The organism is Streptomyces sp. NPDC001744, assembly GCF_042892575.1.
Lineage (GTDB): Bacteria > Actinomycetota > Actinomycetes > Streptomycetales > Streptomycetaceae > Streptomyces.
Genome location: NZ_JBIAUG010000012.1, coordinates 162,029 through 177,651, shown reverse-complemented (window position 1 = coordinate 177,651; position 15,623 = coordinate 162,029). Strand labels below are relative to the sequence as shown.

16 protein-coding genes are annotated in these 15,623 nt (G+C 72.5%); 6 read left to right on the top strand and 10 right to left on the bottom strand.

Annotation, left to right across the window (positions count from 1 at the left end):
* Positions 1 to 162: 162 nt before the first annotated feature.
* Positions 163 to 1,092, bottom strand: a complete 930-nt coding sequence (locus ACFYZY_RS16860) for a hypothetical protein (protein WP_388694329.1) — start codon at positions 1,090 to 1,092, stop codon at positions 163 to 165.
* 79 nt (positions 1,093 to 1,171) lie between these two features.
* On the opposite strand from ACFYZY_RS16860, the gene ACFYZY_RS16855 reads away from it, so the two are divergent.
* The 4 genes from ACFYZY_RS16855 (at position 1,172) to recX (ending at position 4,904) form a co-directional block, all read left to right on the top strand.
* On the top strand, positions 1,172 to 1,366 hold the full coding sequence (locus ACFYZY_RS16855) for a DUF3046 domain-containing protein (RefSeq protein ID WP_361864935.1): 195 nt from the start codon (positions 1,172 to 1,174) through the stop codon (positions 1,364 to 1,366).
* Positions 1,367 to 1,758: 392 nt separating this feature from the next.
* Positions 1,759 to 2,889 carry an AI-2E family transporter gene (locus ACFYZY_RS16850; protein ID WP_388694381.1) on the top strand — a complete coding sequence of 377 codons (1,131 nt, stop codon included), beginning with the start codon at positions 1,759 to 1,761 and terminating at the stop codon, positions 2,887 to 2,889.
* A 310-nt stretch (positions 2,890 to 3,199) separates the two neighbouring features.
* Entirely contained in the window at positions 3,200 to 4,333 is a 1,134-nt protein-coding gene (gene recA / locus ACFYZY_RS16845; protein WP_388694327.1) for a recombinase RecA, read from the top strand.
* 4 nt (positions 4,334 to 4,337) lie between these two features.
* Entirely contained in the window at positions 4,338 to 4,904 is a 567-nt protein-coding gene (gene recX / locus ACFYZY_RS16840) for a recombination regulator RecX (protein WP_388694324.1), read from the top strand.
* 400 nt (positions 4,905 to 5,304) lie between these two features.
* Here the strand turns inward: recX and ACFYZY_RS16835 are convergent, their stop codons facing one another.
* The 8 genes from ACFYZY_RS16835 to ACFYZY_RS16800 form a co-directional block, all read right to left on the bottom strand.
* Positions 5,305 to 5,712, bottom strand: a complete 408-nt coding sequence (locus ACFYZY_RS16835) for a rhodanese-like domain-containing protein (RefSeq protein ID WP_388694321.1) — start codon at positions 5,710 to 5,712, stop codon at positions 5,305 to 5,307.
* Positions 5,709 to 6,293, bottom strand: coding sequence for a cysteine dioxygenase (locus ACFYZY_RS16830; RefSeq protein ID WP_388694319.1), 585 nt, complete (start codon positions 6,291 to 6,293; stop codon positions 5,709 to 5,711). Before ACFYZY_RS16830 ends, ACFYZY_RS16835 begins: the two co-directional genes overlap by 4 nt.
* 124 nt (positions 6,294 to 6,417) lie before the next feature.
* Positions 6,418 to 6,504, bottom strand: a complete 87-nt coding sequence (locus ACFYZY_RS16825; RefSeq protein WP_388694379.1) for a putative leader peptide — start codon at positions 6,502 to 6,504, stop codon at positions 6,418 to 6,420.
* A gap of 32 nt (positions 6,505 to 6,536) precedes the next feature.
* On the bottom strand, positions 6,537 to 8,273 hold the full coding sequence (locus tag ACFYZY_RS16820) for an FAD-dependent monooxygenase (protein WP_388694317.1): 1,737 nt from the start codon (positions 8,271 to 8,273) through the stop codon (positions 6,537 to 6,539).
* A gap of 331 nt (positions 8,274 to 8,604) precedes the next feature.
* Entirely contained in the window at positions 8,605 to 9,495 is an 891-nt protein-coding gene (locus ACFYZY_RS16815; RefSeq protein ID WP_388694315.1) for an amino acid ABC transporter permease, read from the bottom strand.
* Complete coding sequence (locus tag ACFYZY_RS16810) at positions 9,492 to 10,166, bottom strand: amino acid ABC transporter permease (RefSeq protein ID WP_388694313.1); 675 nt, start codon at positions 10,164 to 10,166, stop codon at positions 9,492 to 9,494. The genes ACFYZY_RS16815 and ACFYZY_RS16810 overlap by 4 nt, the downstream gene beginning before the upstream one ends.
* Before the next feature lie 120 nt (positions 10,167 to 10,286).
* Positions 10,287 to 11,108 carry a glutamate ABC transporter substrate-binding protein gene (locus tag ACFYZY_RS16805; RefSeq protein WP_388694311.1) on the bottom strand — a complete coding sequence of 274 codons (822 nt, stop codon included), beginning with the start codon at positions 11,106 to 11,108 and terminating at the stop codon, positions 10,287 to 10,289.
* A gap of 53 nt (positions 11,109 to 11,161) precedes the next feature.
* Positions 11,162 to 11,947: an amino acid ABC transporter ATP-binding protein gene (locus ACFYZY_RS16800; protein WP_388694310.1), complete on the bottom strand. Its 786-nt coding sequence runs from the start codon at positions 11,945 to 11,947 to the stop codon at positions 11,162 to 11,164.
* A 349-nt stretch (positions 11,948 to 12,296) separates the two neighbouring features.
* On the opposite strand from ACFYZY_RS16800, the gene ACFYZY_RS16795 reads away from it, so the two are divergent.
* Positions 12,297 to 13,010: a response regulator transcription factor gene (locus tag ACFYZY_RS16795; RefSeq protein ID WP_388694309.1), complete on the top strand. Its 714-nt coding sequence runs from the start codon at positions 12,297 to 12,299 to the stop codon at positions 13,008 to 13,010.
* Between the two features lie 18 nt (positions 13,011 to 13,028).
* Positions 13,029 to 14,429 carry an ATP-binding protein gene (locus tag ACFYZY_RS16790; RefSeq protein ID WP_388694306.1) on the top strand — a complete coding sequence of 467 codons (1,401 nt, stop codon included), beginning with the start codon at positions 13,029 to 13,031 and terminating at the stop codon, positions 14,427 to 14,429.
* 75 nt (positions 14,430 to 14,504) lie between these two features.
* Here ACFYZY_RS16790 and ACFYZY_RS16785 read toward each other — a convergent pair whose 3' ends face one another.
* Complete coding sequence (locus ACFYZY_RS16785) at positions 14,505 to 15,503, bottom strand: TAXI family TRAP transporter solute-binding subunit (RefSeq protein ID WP_388694304.1); 999 nt, start codon at positions 15,501 to 15,503, stop codon at positions 14,505 to 14,507.
* Between the last annotated feature and the right edge of the window lie 120 nt (positions 15,504 to 15,623).

Genomic DNA, 15,623 nt, shown 5'->3' with positions numbered 1-15,623 from the left:
GTCGCCCGGACCTGTGGAAAACAGCCTGTGGAAAACGACCTGCGGGCCGGGCCCGCGAGAACCGCCCGGACGGGCGCCGGCGGGAACGACCGGGGTTTCCCGGCCGGGGGCTTCCGGGCCGCCCCCCGCTCGACGCCGGGACGCCGTTCCGGCGCGCGGCCCTCAATCGAGGGGACGGCCGTGCGCGCGGAGGGTGCGCAGCGCCTCCACGGTGGCGATCGGGCGCCACTCCAGAGCCGGACCGGGCGCCCAGGCGCGCCGGCGGGCGGGCCAGCCGCCGTCCTCCTCCTGGTCGGCCGCGAGCCGGTCCAGGGACCGGGCCGTCTCCTCCTGCGTGAACCAGCGCGCGGCCAGCGAGTCCGGCACGCGCGCGTAGTCGTGCGGGAAGTGGTGCTCCCCGGGTGCGTGCCCCTCCGCCGCCGGGTAGTCCTCGGGCCGGTCCGGGTCGAGGACGGCGAGCCCCCGCTCCCGGACGAGCCGGCCGAGCCGGTCGGCGGCCGCCTCCGCGCGCGGGCGGTCGGGGGCCCCGTCGAGGAAGGCGACGGCCGCCCGGACCTCGTACGGGTGGGACTCCTCCAGGTTCTCCACGGCCGACCAGCAGAACTCGGTAGCCCGGAACAGCCACGCGTGCCACACCTGGTTGCGGTGCAGCAGCCCGACCACCGGGCCGGTCGAGAGCAGCGCGCTCGGCGGGGAGTCGACGACCGGGAGGAAGGGCGCCGAGGGGTGGCCGTGCTGGGACGGGTGGATCGCGGGGAGCGCCCCGTCGTGCGTGGACACCGCCGTGAGGTAGCGGCAGATCCGCTCGATCCGGGGTCCGCCGCAGCGTCCGACGGAGTCCAGGACCCGCAGGGCGTGCGCGGTGTGCAGCGGCTGGCTGACGGGTCCGCGCAGGTCCGGTTCGAGCGCGTGACCGTAGCCGCCGTCCTCGTTGAGGTACGCGGTGAGGGCCGTCTCGACCTGGTCCGCGCCACCGCGCCGGAAGTGGTAGGCGAACCGGCGCTGTTCGAGGATCCGGGCCGTCAGCCAGACGAAACGCTCGGCGCGGGCCAGAGGGGTCGAGGACGGGGAGGGAGGGGTGGTTTCCGCCATGCTCCGACCGTAGGGCGGAAAGCCGTGGTGAGAGGGCCCATGAGGCGGTCTGCACTCTTGGGGGCGGGATACTGGGGTCATGCGGTTGACGATTTTCTGGGAGCGGATGGCCGATCACTTCGGCGCGTCGTACGCCGAGTCCTTCGCGCGCGACCACGTGATGTCGGAGCTCGGGGGCCGGACCGTACGGGAGGCGCTGGACGCCGGCTGGGAGGCGAAGGACGTGTGGCGCGCCGTCTGCGCGGCCGTCGACGTGCCCGCCGACAAACGCTGAGGGGCCGCCCCCGGTGTGCGGGAGCCGGATCGCGCCCGGAGGCGCGCGGCGGAAGGGCCGGAGGTGAACGGGGGAGGGCGACGAAGCGACCCCCGGTGTGACGGGAGCCGTACGGCGGGGCACCCGGCGGGGATGCGCGGGGTCCCGGGCGGAACGCCGGCGCGGTGCGCGAGACTGGCGGGGTGGCCCCGACTGACGACAGCGACGACATCACCCCTCCCGACACGCCCGCCGAGCCCGGTGGGCCCCGGCCGTCCGGCGTGAGCGACGCGGCGGTTCCCCCGGTCCCGGCCCCCGGGACCGGGAAGGGCGTCGCCGCGGGCACGTCCCCCGCCCCGGGGGCCGCGTCTCCGGGCCCCGCCGCCACGGCGCCCCCGGCGGGCTCCGAGCGGATGCCCCGCTGGCTGCCCCGCGCGCTGGTCCTGGCCCTCGCCCTCTACGCCTGCTTCCGGCTGGGCGACTGGGCCTTCCACCAGCTCATCGGCCTCCTCGTCAACATCCTCCTGGCCTTCTTCCTCGCCCTCGCCATCGAGCCGGCGGTCGGGCGCATGGCCGCACGCGGGATGCGCCGGGGCCTCGCCACCTTCCTCGTCTTCCTCGCCGTCCTGGTCTTCGGCGCCGGCTTCGTCTTCCTCCTGGGGTCGATGCTCGCCGGACAGATCATCGACATCGTCGAGAACTTCCCCAAGTACCTCGACTCGCTGATCAAGTGGATCAACGACAGCTTCCACACGGACCTGTCGCGGGTCGAGGTCCAGGACAGCCTGCTCCGCTCCGGCTGGCTGCAGAAGTACGTGCAGAACAGCGCGTCCGGGGTCCTCGACGTCTCCGCCACCGTCCTCGGCGGTCTGTTCCGGCTCCTCACGATCTTCCTGTTCTCGTTCTACTTCGCGGCCGACGGACCCCGGCTGCGGCGCGCGCTCTGCTCCGTCCTGCCGCCCGCCCGGCAGGCCGAGGTGCTGAGGGCGTGGGAGATCGCGGTCGACAAGACCGGCGGCTACCTCTACTCGCGCGGTCTGATGGCCCTCGTCTCGGGCATCGCGCACTTCGTGCTCTTCGAGATCCTGGACGTGCCGTACGCCCCGGCGCTCGCCGTGTGGGTCGGCCTGGTCTCGCAGTTCATCCCGACCATCGGCACCTACCTGGCCGGTGCCCTGCCGATGCTGATCGCCTTCACCGTCAACCCCTGGTACGCGGTGTGGGTGCTCGGCTTCGTCGTGGTCTACCAGCAGTTCGAGAACTACGTCCTCCAGCCGAAGCTCACCTCGAAGACCGTGGACATCCACCCGGCGGTGGCCTTCGGCTCGGTCATCGCGGGGACGGCGCTGCTCGGCGCCGTCGGCGCGCTGATCGCCATTCCGGCCGTCGCCACCCTGCAGGCGTTCCTGGGCGCCTACGTGAAGCGGTACGACGTGATGGACGACCCGCGCGTCCACGGCCACCGCAGGTACGGCGAGGCGGTGGTCGCCCGGCTGCAGAAGGCCCTCCAGCACAAGAAGGAGTCCGCTCCGGAGGACTCCTGACCCGGCGGCGGTGCCTCCGTGCCCATGCCGTGTACGCGCCCGTGCCGCCGGGCCGGTGGCCGCAAGGGAACCGGCCCTCCCCGGTCCTTCCGGAGCGGTCCCGGGCGGTCGGACCGCGTTCCCTACGGCCCCGCGTGGCACGCTTGACACTAAAATCGAACATACATTCTTATGGGAGTCCGGGCCTTGGAATCACGGGGTTGCAGCGGAGTTGTCCACAGGCCGGGCGGGAGCGCGAGGCCCATTGTCAGTGGCAGGGGTTAGCGTCTTTCACATGAAGCGATCGACTCAAGCAAACCGGGTGGAACCCATGGCAGGAACCGACCGCGAGAAGGCGCTCGACGCCGCGCTCGCACAGATTGAACGCCAATTCGGCAAGGGCGCGGTCATGCGCATGGGTGACCGCACCCAGGAGCCGATCGAGGTGATCTCCACCGGATCGACCGCCCTGGACGTCGCCCTCGGCGTCGGCGGGCTGCCGCGCGGCCGTGTCGTGGAGATCTACGGACCGGAGTCCTCCGGCAAGACGACCCTGACCCTGCACGCCGTCGCGAACGCGCAGAAGGCCGGCGGCCAGGTCGCCTTCGTGGACGCCGAGCACGCCCTCGACCCCGAGTACGCCAAGAAGCTCGGCGTCGACATCGACAACCTCATCCTGTCCCAGCCGGACAACGGTGAGCAGGCCCTCGAGATCGTCGACATGCTGGTCCGCTCCGGCGCCCTCGACCTGATCGTCATCGACTCCGTCGCCGCGCTCGTCCCGCGCGCGGAGATCGAGGGCGAGATGGGCGACTCGCACGTCGGCCTCCAGGCCCGACTGATGAGCCAGGCCCTCCGCAAGATCACCAGCGCGCTCAACCAGTCCAAGACCACCGCGATCTTCATCAACCAGCTCCGCGAGAAGATCGGCGTGATGTTCGGCTCGCCGGAGACCACGACCGGTGGCCGCGCCCTGAAGTTCTACGCCTCGGTGCGCCTCGACATCCGCCGCATCGAGACCCTCAAGGACGGCACGGACGCGGTCGGCAACCGCACCCGCGTCAAGGTCGTCAAGAACAAGGTCGCGCCGCCCTTCAAGCAGGCGGAGTTCGACATCCTCTACGGCCAGGGCATCAGCCGCGAGGGCGGCCTGATCGACATGGGCGTGGAGCACGGCTTCGTCCGCAAGGCGGGTGCCTGGTACACCTACGAGGGCGACCAGCTCGGCCAGGGCAAGGAGAACGCCCGCAACTTCCTGAAGGACAACCCCGACCTCGCCAACGAGATCGAGAAGAAGATCAAGGAGAAGCTGGGCGTCGGTGTCCGGCCCGAGACCCTGCCGACCGAGCCGGGCGCGGACGCGGCGGGCGCGGACGCGACCGGTGCGGACGACGCCGCCAAGAGCGTCCCGGCAGCCGCCGCGAAGACCGTGAAGGCGACCAAGGCCACCGCGGTCAAGAGCTGAACCGGTGACCGGTCGCACCGAATGGCCGGGTGACGGCCCCGACTCGTCGAGGGCCGAGAAGGAGCCGTCACCTCAGGAACCGGCTGAGCGGGCGCGCGCGATCTGCCTGCGCCTGCTCACCGGGACCCCCCGCACGCGCAAGCAACTGGCCGACGCGTTGCGCAAGCGGGAGATCCCCGACGAGGTGGCGGAGGAAGTGCTCTCGCGCTTCGAGGACGTCGGCCTCATCGACGACGCGGCCTTCGCGGGCGCCTGGGTGGAGTCCCGTCACCACGGCCGGGGCCTCGCCCGGCGGGCCCTCGCCCGGGAGCTGCGTACCAAGGGCGTCGAGCCCGCCCTCGTCCAGGAAGCGGTGGACCGGCTCGACTCCGAGCAGGAGGAGGTCACGGCGCGCGAACTCGTGGCCCGCAAGCTGCGTGCCACCCGCGGTCTGGACCGCGACCGGCGGCTGCGGCGGCTCGCCGGCATGCTCGCCCGCAAGGGGTACCCCGAAGGCATGGCCCTGCGCGTCGTCCGCCAGGCTCTGGAAGCGGAGGGCGAGGACACCGACGGGCTGGACGAGCCCTTTTGATGTCGCCCTGAGACGGGGGAGGGCGGGAGGCCCCGGCCGGGGGAGCGTTCTGCCGCCTGCCGCCTGCCGCCTGCCGCCTGCCGCTGCCCTGCCGCCCTCTCCGCCGTACTGTCCGGGGCGAGGGGGTCCGCCCGGGACAGCACGGCGGAGTGGGCCGACGGCAGGGCCCGGGGACAGGAACCGACGGCAGGTTCGACGGCCCGGGACGCAGCTGTCAGGACGCGACGGTCTGGATGCGGTGGCATGGCGCGACATGCGGTGGCATGGTGCGGCGGCCGTCGACCGGCGACCGGATCTCGTGAGGTCCGGCGGCGTTCTCGCCGCCCCCCGTCCCCGCCGCCGCGCTCGGTCCGCTTTCCTTCCCGTTGCGGTTTCCGTTCCCGTTCCCGTTCCGTTGCCGTCAGCGGCGGAAGGGCGGGAGCAGGACCGGGAGGCCCGCGGCCTTCCACGCCTGGAAGCCGCCGATGAGATCGGTCGCCCGGTGGAGACCCAGGCGGCGCAGGGACTCGACCGCGAGGGAGGAGGCGTAGCCCTCATTGCAGAAGACGACCACCCGCAGGTCGTGGCTGTCGGCCTCCGCCGCACGGTGACTGCCCAGCGGGTCGAGCCGCCACTCCAGCTCGTTGCGCTCCACGACGAGCGCGCCCGGGACCAGGCCGTCCCGTTCCCGCAGGGCCGCGTAGCGCGTGTCCACCAGGAGGGCGTCCCCCGCCCCGTACGCCTCGTACGCGGCCCGGGGGCCGATCCGGTCGAGGCCCGACCTGACCCGTTCCAGAAGGACGTCGATGCCCACGTGCTCGCCGCTCACCGCCAGTCCTCCGGACGCTCGACCTGCTCCAGACGGAGCACCGCGCCCGTCCGGCTGAAACGCCGGATCAGCGGGAGCGGCGGATGGTAGACGTGCACCGACACCGCGTGGGTGTCCTGTGACTCGTTGAACACCTCGTGCACGTGGTGGCGACCGAAGGCCCGCCCCACGCCCGTCCCGAGCCGGCGGGAGCGGTCGACCCCGCCGGTCAGTTCCAGGGTCTTCCAGCCGCTCGTCGGCAACCGGACCGCGAGCGCGTTCTCGGTCAGCGTGCCGCGCGCGGTGGCGAAGGCGCCCCGCGACTCGGCGTGGTCGTGCCAGCCGGTACCGGTGCCGGGGGGCCAGCCGATGAGCCATGCCTCGCTGCCGCCGGGGCCGTCGAGCCGTACCCAGGTGCGGCCCTCGGGGTCGAGCGGCAGGGCGGAGACCAGGTCCTGGTCGGCGGCCGTACGCCGGACGAACTCCAGGAGTTCGTCCGCTGTCGGAGCTGTCGGAGCTGTCGGAGCGGGGGCAGGGGAAGAAAGGGAGGTGGCGGCGGGGACGCCGCGTACGGGCGGGGGGAAGGCGACGTGCTGGGACACGGGTGACCGTCCTGGGGTTCGCGAAGGGCGCGCGGCGGCACACGGCGCACACGGACCCGTGTCGGTGCGCGGAGGGCGACGGGACACGGACGGGCGGCGGGGCGCGCGGGGGAGAGGAGCGAGATCAGCGGGACGGACGACACACGCAGCCCGCATAGCGGAGGAGGTCCACATGGACCCTCCGCCACAGGCGCGCATCGGTGTCGGTCACGTTCCGGAGTACACCACGCGGCCCCGGCGGAATCAATGCGTGTCCGCCGTGCGGTCGCTCCCCACGGCCGCTTCGGGGGACACGCCGGAACCCTCCCCGTCGCCGTTTCTTCCGCCGTCACCCTCCCCGGCGTCACTTCCTCCGCCGGCGCTCTCCCCGTCGGCGACCGAGCCGCCGCGCACCGCGTCCGCCGCCGCGTACAGCTCCTCGGGGCGGACCCCGGAGAAGGAGGCCACGAGGTGCCCGTCGGGCCGCACCAGCAGGACGGCGTGGGCGGGGGCGCCCGGGTACGCCTCCGTCACCAGGACCTCGGCCTTCACGGGGAGGGCGCGGACGGCCTCTTCGAGGCGGGGCATCACCCCGGCGGTCCGCCAGTGGCGCCGGTCCCACACGCCGGTGCCGGGGGCGACCAGGACGACCAGGAGAAGGCCCCGCCCGAGCCGGTCCCGGAGCCGTACGGTCGTGCCGTCGGGGGCGGTCACGTGGACGTCCTCGACCGGGGCGCCCGGCGGGGTGCCGACCGGGGCCCAGCCCTCGGTGTACGGGGGCGCGAGGGGGGAGTGCGGGTACGCGGGGGGCGCGCCGAGCGGCCCGCGCCCCACGTGGCCGTCGGTCAACAGGGCGTCGTGACCGCGCGCGGCTCCCGGGAGGTAGGTCCGCAGCCCCCCGCCGCCGCGCAGCACCGGCAGGGACTGGTCCGCCGCCCGCAGTCGGGTGGCGACGGCCGCCCGCCGTTCGCTCTGGTAGCTGTCGAGCAGCCGGTCCGAGCCGCCGTGGTGCCAGGTCAGGGCGAGTTTCCAGGCGAGGTTGTCCACGTCCCGGAACCCCTCGTCGAGCCCCTGCGTGCCGACCGCGCCGAGCAGGTGCGCCGCGTCCCCGGCGAGGAGCACCCGGTCGACCCGCCAGCGGCGGGCGAGCCGGTGGTGCAGCGTGTACACCCCGGTGTCGATGAGTTCGTACGGCGGCGTCACCCCGTCGCACCAGCCGGCCAGGGTCTCGCGGACGCGGGCGATCAGCGCGTCCGGGGTGACCAGGTCGCCGCGGGGCGGCAGCAGCCAGTCGATCCGCCACACCCCGTCGGGCAGCGGGCGCGCGCCGATCTCCTCGGCGGCGCCGCGCCAGGCGGGCTGACGGTGCAACAGGGCCTCGCCGGGCCAGGGGAGTTCGGTGCGCAGGGCGGCGACGGCGTGCCGTTCCACCGCCGTGCGGCCCGGGAAACGGATGCCGAGCAGCTTGCGCACGGTCGAGCGGGCGCCGTCGCAGCCGACGAGGTGACTGCCGCGCCACCAGGTGCCCGCCGGGCCCCGGGTGTGGGCGACGACCCCGTCCCGGTCCTGCTCGACGGAGTCGAGCCGGGCCCCGGTGACGAGCCGGACCAGTTCCTGTCCGGCGACGGCGGCGCGCAGTCCGCGCGCCAGGGCGTGCTGGGGGATGTGCAGCGGGGCGGCCGGGGCCGCGGGCGCGGCGGGGTCCTCGGACCACTCCTCCGTACCGCCGAGCCCCAGGTCGAGGTCCAGCCGGCGCACCACCTGGCGGCGGCGCATGCCGCGCCAGCCGATCCAGCGGACGCCCTCGTCACGGAGGGTCGTGCAGCCGAGGCGTTCGACCATGGCGGCCATGTCGGCGCGCAGGACGACGCTCCGCGCCGGGCGGGGCTCCTCCTTGCCGGAGCCCTCGTCGAGGACGACGCTGGGCACGCCCTGGGCGGCGAGCGCGAGGGAGAGCGCGAGACCGACCGGCCCCGCGCCCACGATGATCACCGGGTCCACGGCGCGGCTCCTGAAGGCCGGACGGTCATGAGGGCAGCACACCTGAGTGTGGCACGAACCCGGTGCTTGATCACAGAACGTATGCAACCCACTGAGAGTGCCCGCGTCAAGCGACGGGTGTCCGCGTCAGGCGTCGGGGTGCTTGCGCCGGGGGAAGGAGCGTGGTGAGCCCCGCACGGGGTGACGGACGCGGTCCGTCACCCCGTGCGAAAGGGCGGGCCCGGCGCGGTCGGCGCGATGCCGGTACCGCGCCGGCCCGCCCCACCGTTCCGGGCCCCGTCACGGGGGCGGGCGAACGCCTCGCGGGATTCGCCGGGCCCCCCTTCCGGCATCAGGCGCCGCTCGTGGCCTCCGCCGGGGTCTCGCCGGTCTTCACGACGGCGCTCTTGGTTACGCCGGACGTCTTCCGGCCCTGCCGCAGCCGCTGTTCGAGCCGGCTCGCGAAGGTGGTGAGGGCGAAGTTGAGGCCGATGAAGATCAGCGCGATGACCGTGAAGGTGGCGATCGTGTTGGCGCCGTAGTTGGCGGTGATCTGCCGGTTCTGGCTGAGCAGTTCCGGGAAACCGAGCAGGGCGCCGCCGAGCGCGGTGTCCTTGACGATCACGACGAGCTGGCTGACCAGGGCCGGCAGCATGACGGTCACGGCCTGCGGGAGCAGGACGTACACCATGGTCTGGCCCTTGCGCATGCCGAGTGCGACGGCCGCGTCGCCCTGGCCCCGGGGCAGCGAGAGGACGCCGGCCCGGACGACCTCGGCGATGACCGAGGCGTTGTAGAGCACCAGGCCGGTGACGACCGCGTACAGCGGACGGAAGTCGGAGCTGACCGTCGTGAACTCCCGGTAGATCGCGCTCGCGAACATCATCAGGAGCAGCACCGGGATGGCGCGGAAGAACTCCACGACCACGCCGACGGGCACCCGCACCCAGCGGTGGTCCGAGAGCCGGCCGATGCCGAGGAGGGCGCCGAGCGGCAGCGCGATCAGGATGGAGAGCGCGGCGGCCTTGAGGGTCTCGACCAGACCCGGCAGCAGGTACGTCGTCCAGACCCGGGAGTCGGTGACGAACGGGCTCCACTTGTCGGCCGACAGCTGGCCCTTCTCGGCCAGGGCGGAGAGCACCCACCAGGTCAGCAGGGCGAGGACGGCGACGAAGCCGACCGTGTAGAGGACGTTGCGCCGCTTGGCGCGCGGGCCGGGGGTGTCGTACAGGACGGAAGTCATCGCTTCACCGCCAGTCGCTTGGCCGCCCAGCCCAGGACCAGGCCGGTGGGGAGGGTGAGGACGATGAAACCGAACGCGAACACGGCGAAGACCGCGAAGAGCGCGTCGGCCTCGTTCTCGATCATCTCCTTCATCAGGAACGCCGCCTCTGCGGCGCTGATGGCCGCCGCCACGGTGGTGTTCTTGGTGAGGGCGATGAGGACGTTGGCGAGCGGGGTCACCACGGCGCGGAAGGCTTGCGGGAGCACCACCAGGGTGAGGACCTGGAAGAAGCTCAGGCCCAGCGCGCGGGCGGCCTCGGCCTGGCCGGGCGGGACGGTGTTGATGCCGGAGCGCAGCGCCTCGCAGACGAAGGTGCCGGTGTACGCGATCAGTCCGAGGACCGAGAGCCGGAAACCGATCTCCTTGAAGTCGGAACCGCCGAGTGTGACCCCGAGAGTCTGGTTGAGACCCAGCGAACAGGCCACGATGACCACGGTCAGCGGGGTGTTCCGGACGAAGTTGACGTACGCGGTGCCGAAGCCCCGCATGAGCGGAACCGGGCTGACCCGCATGGCGACCAGGGCGGTACCCCAGATCAGTGAGCCGATCGCCGAGTAGAAGGCGAGTTTCGCCGTCACCCAGAAGGCGCCGAGCAGGTCGTACTGCCCGGAATCAAGAAAGTCGAACACGATGCCCCGCGCTCTCCCCTGGTGGTCGGTCGGTGTGGAGGCCGCCGCGAGGGCGGCGGCCGGTGCCCGCGCGACGGCCGTCCCGCACGGGGGAGGCCGTCACGATGGGGGCGGGGTGGGTCAGTTCTCGACCTTCGGCGCGGGCTCGGACTTGTAGCCGGAGGGGCCGAAGTGCTCCTTGACGAGCTTCTCCCAGGTGCCGTCGGAGACCATCTTCTCCAGCGCCTTGTTGATCTTGCCGCGCAGCTCGGCGTCGCCCTTCTTGAGGCCGATGCCGTACTTCTCGTCGCTCATGCGCAGGCCGGCGAGCTTGAACTTGCCCTGGTGCTCCTTCTGCGAGGCGTAGCCCGCGAGGATGGAGTCGTCGGTGGTGAGGGCGTCGACGGCCTTGTTCTCCAGGCCGGTCAGGCACTCGGAGTAGCCGCCGAGCTGCTGGAGGTCGGCATTCGGGGCCAGCTTGGCCTTCACGTTCTGCGCGGAGGTAGAGCCGGTGACCGAGCAGAGCTTCTTGGAGTTGAGGTCCTCGACCTTGGTGATCGAGGTGTCGTCGGCGCGCACGAGCAGGTCCTGGTGGGCCAGGAAGTACGGGCCGGCGAAGTCGACCTCCTTCTTGCGCTTCTCGTTGATCGAGTAACTGGCGACGATGAACTTCACGTCGCCGTTCTTGATCAGGTTCTCGCGCTCGGCGCTCGGCGCCTGCTTGAAGTTGATCTTGTCCTCGGCGTAACCGAGCTCCTTGGCCACGTACCGGGCCACATCGACGTCGAAACCGGCGTACTTGCCGTCCGGGGTCTTCAGGCCCAGGCCCGGCTGGTCGAACTTGATGCCGACGGTGATCTTGTCGCCGTTGCTCCCGGAGTCGGACCCGCCACCACAGGCCGTCGCGGTCAGCGCGAGCAGGACGACGGCCGCGGCGGCGGCGGAGGTGTTGCGAAGCTTCATCGAGGAAAGTCCCTTGGCTAGGCGTGAGTGGGGAAGAATAGGCCCGAACTCGCTCAGTGGTGAAGGATCTTGGAGAGGAAGTCCTTGGCGCGATCGCTGCGCGGGTTGCTGAAGAACTCCTCGGGCGACGCCTGCTCGACGATCTTCCCGTCCGCCATGAAGACGACCCGGTTGGCGGCGGAGCGCGCGAAGCCCATCTCGTGGGTCACGACCACCATCGTCATGCCCTCCTGGGCCAGCTGCTGCATGACCTCCAGGACCTCGTTGATCATCTCGGGGTCCAGCGCCGAGGTCGGCTCGTCGAAGAGCATGACCTTCGGGTCCATCGCCAGCGCGCGGGCGATCGCCACGCGCTGCTGCTGACCGCCGGAGAGCTGGGCGGGGTACTTGTCCGCCTGGGTGCCGACGCCCACCCGGTCGAGCAGGGCGCGGGCCTTGGCCGCGGCGGCCGTCTTCTCCGTACCGCGGACCTTGATCTGCCCCAGCATCACGTTCTCGAGCACGGTCTTGTGCGAGAACAGGTTGAACGACTGGAAGACCATGCCGACGTCGGACCGCAGCCGGGCGAGCTCCTTGCCCTCCTGCGGCAGCGGCTTGCCGTCGATGGTGATGGTGCCGGAGTCGATGCTCTCCAGCCGGTTGATCGTGCGGCACAGCGTCGACTTGCCGGACCCCGAGGGCCCGATGACGACCACGACCTCGCCGCGGGTGATCGTCAGATCGATGTCCTGGAGGACATGCAGTGCGCCGAAGTGCTTGTTCACGTCGGACAGTACGACCAGGTCGTCCGCGGCACGCGGGGCGTTCTCCGGACCCTTGGACACTGACTCTCCGCTCATCGGCCTCTTGCTCCGTCCTCCTCGGTTGGGGAGGACACTAGAGAGCGGGTGTGACGAGCGTCATCACATCTGAGCGGAAATTGAGGATAACGATCCGGCCGCGAGCGGGCACGGCGTGTGAAGACGGCGCCGCCGGCCGCCCCGGACGCGCCGCGCGGGCGTCTCCGTCACGGAGGGAGACTCGGCCGCGGCGCCGATGAACGGTGTTCATGCCCCGGTACCACCTGATACACAGAGAGCCGTCACCCGGCGCGAACGTCCGGGGGCGCGCAGGAAACCGAAGAAGAAGCCGCAGAACCCGCAGAGCCCGTAGAGGCCGCGGAACCCGGAAAGGACGGAGGAGGTACGCATGCGACTGCTGCTCGTGGAGGACGACGACCACGTCGCCGCCGCCCTCTCCGCGATCCTCGCCCGGCACGGCTTCAGCGTCACCCACGCGCGCAACGGCGAGGAGGCGCTCCAGGCCGTCCTGCCCACCGCGCAGGGGGAGCGCCCCTCCTACGGCGTGATCCTGCTCGACCTCGGCCTGCCCGACCAGGACGGCTACCAGGTCTGCGGCCGCATCCGGAAGCTCACCACCACCCCGGTGATCATGGTGACCGCGCGCGGGGACGTGCGCTCCCGCATCCACGGGCTCAACCTCGGCGCCGACGACTACGTCGTCAAGCCCTACGACCCCGGCGAGCTCCTCGCCCGCATCCACGCCGTCAGCCGGCGCAGTACCGGGCCCGAAGAGGCGTCCGGCGGCGCGGGAGCCACCGACGGCACTTTGCTGCGGCTCGGCTCCGTCACCGTCGAGCTGCCCACCCGCAGGGTCAGCGTCGACGGCGAGGGCGTCCAGCTCACCCGCAAGGAGTTCGACCTGCTCGCCCTCCTCGCCCAGCGGCCCGGAGTCGTCTTCCGCCGGGAGCAGATCATCAGCGAGGTCTGGCACACCAGTTGGGAGGGGACCGGACGCACCCTGGAGGTGCACGTCGCCTCCCTGCGCTCCAAGCTGCGGATGCCCGCCCTGATCGAGACCGTGCGGGGCGTCGGCTACCGCCTGGTCGCCCCCTCCGCGTAACCCTCCGGCGGTCCCTCCGTGCGCACTCGACTCCTTCCCCTGCTCATCGTCCTGATGGCGGGCGTCCTGCTCGCCCTCGGCTTCCCGCTCGCCGCCGCCCTCGCCGCCTCCGAACAGCAGCGGGTCGTCGTCGACCGGCTCGACGACGCCGCGCGCTTCGCCGCCCTCGCCCAGTTCGTCAGCGAGAGCGGCCCCGGCGTGGACGAGCGGCGCGTCACGCTCGGCGGTGAACTCGCCAGCTACCACGACGTGTACGACATCCGGGCCGGGGTCTTCTACCGGGGCAACCGCGCGATGGCCGCCGCCCCCGGGGACTGGGTCGTTCCGTACGACGGGGAGGGCAGGCGCGCCTTCAACGAGGCGCTGCTCGGCCGCCGCAGCCACGATCCTCCCCAGGTCTGGCCCTGGCAGGACGGTGCGCGGCTCATCGTCGCCTCCCCGGTCGTCCGGGACGGCGACGTCGTCGCCGTCGTCGTCACCGACTCGCCCACCCGGCAGCTCCGCTCCCGCATCCTGCACGGCTGGCTGCTGATCTTCGCGGGCGAGGCCGCCGCGATGCTGCTCGCCGTCGGCGCGGCCTTCCGGCTCACCGGCTGGGTGCTGCGGCCGGTCCGGGTCCTCGACGCCGTCACCCACGACATCGCCACCGGGCGGATGAACTCCCGGGTCGCCGCCGCCGGGGGCCCGCCCGAACTGCGGCGCCTGGCACGCTCGTTCAACGAGATGGCCGACAACGTGGAGGAGGCGCTCGAACAGCAGCGGGCCTTCGTCGCCGACGCCTCCCACCAACTGCGCAATCCGCTCGCGGCCCTGCTCCTGCGCATCGAGCTGCTCGCCCTGGAGCTGCCCGAGGGCAACGAGGAGATCGCCTCCGTACGGACCGAGGGCAAGCGCCTCGCCCGGGTCCTCGACGACCTCCTCGACCTGGCGCTGGCCGAGCACGCGGCGGCCGAACCGCGGCTCACCGACGTCGGCGCGCTCACCGCCGAGCGGGTCGCGTCCTGGCGGCCGGTCGCCGAGGACAAGGGAGTCGTCCTGGCGGGGGAGTGCGGCGCGGTCACGGCCTGGGCGGACCCGGTGGCCCTCTCCAGCGCCCTCGACGCGGTGATCGACAACGCGCTGAAGTTCACTCCGGCCGGGGAGCGGGTCACGGTCGGCGCGGCGCCGGACGGGGAGAACGTCACCGTCGTCGTGGCCGACCACGGCCCCGGCCTCACGGAGGAGGAACTGGGCCGTGTCGGCGACCGCTTCTGGCGCTCGGGCCGGCACCAGAACGTCAAGGGCTCCGGTCTGGGCCTCTCCATCGCGCGCGTCCTGCTGACGGCGGGCGGGGGCGGGGTGGCCTTCTCCCCGAACGAGCCGCACGGGCTCCGGGTGACGGTCACCGTCCCCCGGAACGCGCCGGCGGAGAGGGCGTAGGGGCACCGCCGGGCCCGCGTCCCCGGACCGGGGGACTTCACAGGGCCGTCGTCCCGCCGGACCGGCGCCCCCGGGTCAGGGTTTCACCGAGCGGTAGTAGCGGCGGGCGCCGTCGTGAAGTTTCAGGGGTTCCGTGTAGACGGCGGTGCGCAGGTCCACCAGCTGGGCCGGATGGACCTGGCGGCCGATCCCGTCCCTGCTCCCGATCACCGTACGGGTGAAGCCCTCCACCAGGCCCGGGTCGGCCTCCTCCGTGGTGACCAGGAGGTTCGCGACGGCCAGCGTCTCCGTCGGCCGGCCGTCCTGCGCCTTGGCGTACGCCTCGGCCGGTATCACCGCCGAGCGGTAGTGGCGGGTCGAGGCGCCGACGTCGTGCAGCCGGTCGATCAGGTCCGCGTCCAGCGGGAGCAGCCGGACGGGAAAGCGTTCGGACAGCGTCTGCACCGCCTGCGTGGGCAGCCCGCCCGACCAGAAGAAGGCGTCCAGTTCGCCGCGCTCCAGGAGTTTGGGCATCGTGTCGATGCCGGCCGGGACCGCCTTCACGTCCCGGGAGGGCGCGAGCCCCGCCGCCGCGAGGACCCGGTCGGCTATCAGCCGTACACCGGACCCGTCCTGGCCCACCCCCACCCGGAGGCCCTTCAGGTCCCGCACCCTCTGCCACGGCGCCCCCTTGCGCACCACGAGCTGCACGTAGTCGTCGTACAGCCGGGCGCAGCCCCGCAGCCGCTCGAACCCGGGCCTGCGTTCCCGCTGGTACTGGGCCACCGCGTCGGCCGTGGCGACGGTGAAGTCCGCCTCGCCCGTGGCCACCCGGGCCAGGTTCTGCTGGGAGCCCTCGCTGTCCTCGAGGGTGACCGAGACCTCGGGCAGGTCCTTGGCCAGGGAGTGTTTGAGGAGTTCCCCGTACCGCTGGTAGACGCCGGTGGGGACGCCCGTGCTGAAGGTGACCGAGCCCCTCGGGGCGGGGGAGCCGAAAGGAACCAGCCACCACACGAGGACCCCGCACACCGCGAGCAGCGCGCCCGAGGCCGCCAGAGCACGGCGGCGGGCTGCGCGGGAGAGCGAGGCGAACATGGAAGCGATCCTGCCAGCCGGCCGCCGTCCCTGGCCAGGGACGGCGAAGGTCCGGCCGGGCCCGCGACGGATCCCGACGGTTCCGTTCGGCGCCCCGGCGTCCCGGACCCGGTGACCGCC

Coding starts and splice junctions, on each gene's coding strand:
- ACFYZY_RS16860 (WP_388694329.1), bottom strand. CDS start 1,092: ATGGCGGAAACCACCCCTCCCTCCCCGTCCTCGACCCCTCTGGCCCGC.
- ACFYZY_RS16800 (WP_388694310.1), bottom strand. CDS start 11,947: ATGAGCGGAGAGTCAGTGTCCAAGGGTCCGGAGAACGCCCCGCGTGCC.
- ACFYZY_RS16805 (WP_388694311.1), bottom strand. CDS start 11,108: ATGAAGCTTCGCAACACCTCCGCCGCCGCCGCGGCCGTCGTCCTGCTC.
- ACFYZY_RS16850 (WP_388694381.1), top strand. CDS start 1,759: ATGCCCCGCTGGCTGCCCCGCGCGCTGGTCCTGGCCCTCGCCCTCTAC.
- ACFYZY_RS16855 (WP_361864935.1), top strand. CDS start 1,172: ATGCGGTTGACGATTTTCTGGGAGCGGATGGCCGATCACTTCGGCGCG.
- recA (WP_388694327.1), top strand. CDS start 3,200: ATGGCAGGAACCGACCGCGAGAAGGCGCTCGACGCCGCGCTCGCACAG.
- ACFYZY_RS16785 (WP_388694304.1), bottom strand. CDS start 15,503: ATGTTCGCCTCGCTCTCCCGCGCAGCCCGCCGCCGTGCTCTGGCGGCC.
- ACFYZY_RS16795 (WP_388694309.1), top strand. CDS start 12,297: ATGCGACTGCTGCTCGTGGAGGACGACGACCACGTCGCCGCCGCCCTC.
- ACFYZY_RS16815 (WP_388694315.1), bottom strand. CDS start 9,495: ATGACTTCCGTCCTGTACGACACCCCCGGCCCGCGCGCCAAGCGGCGC.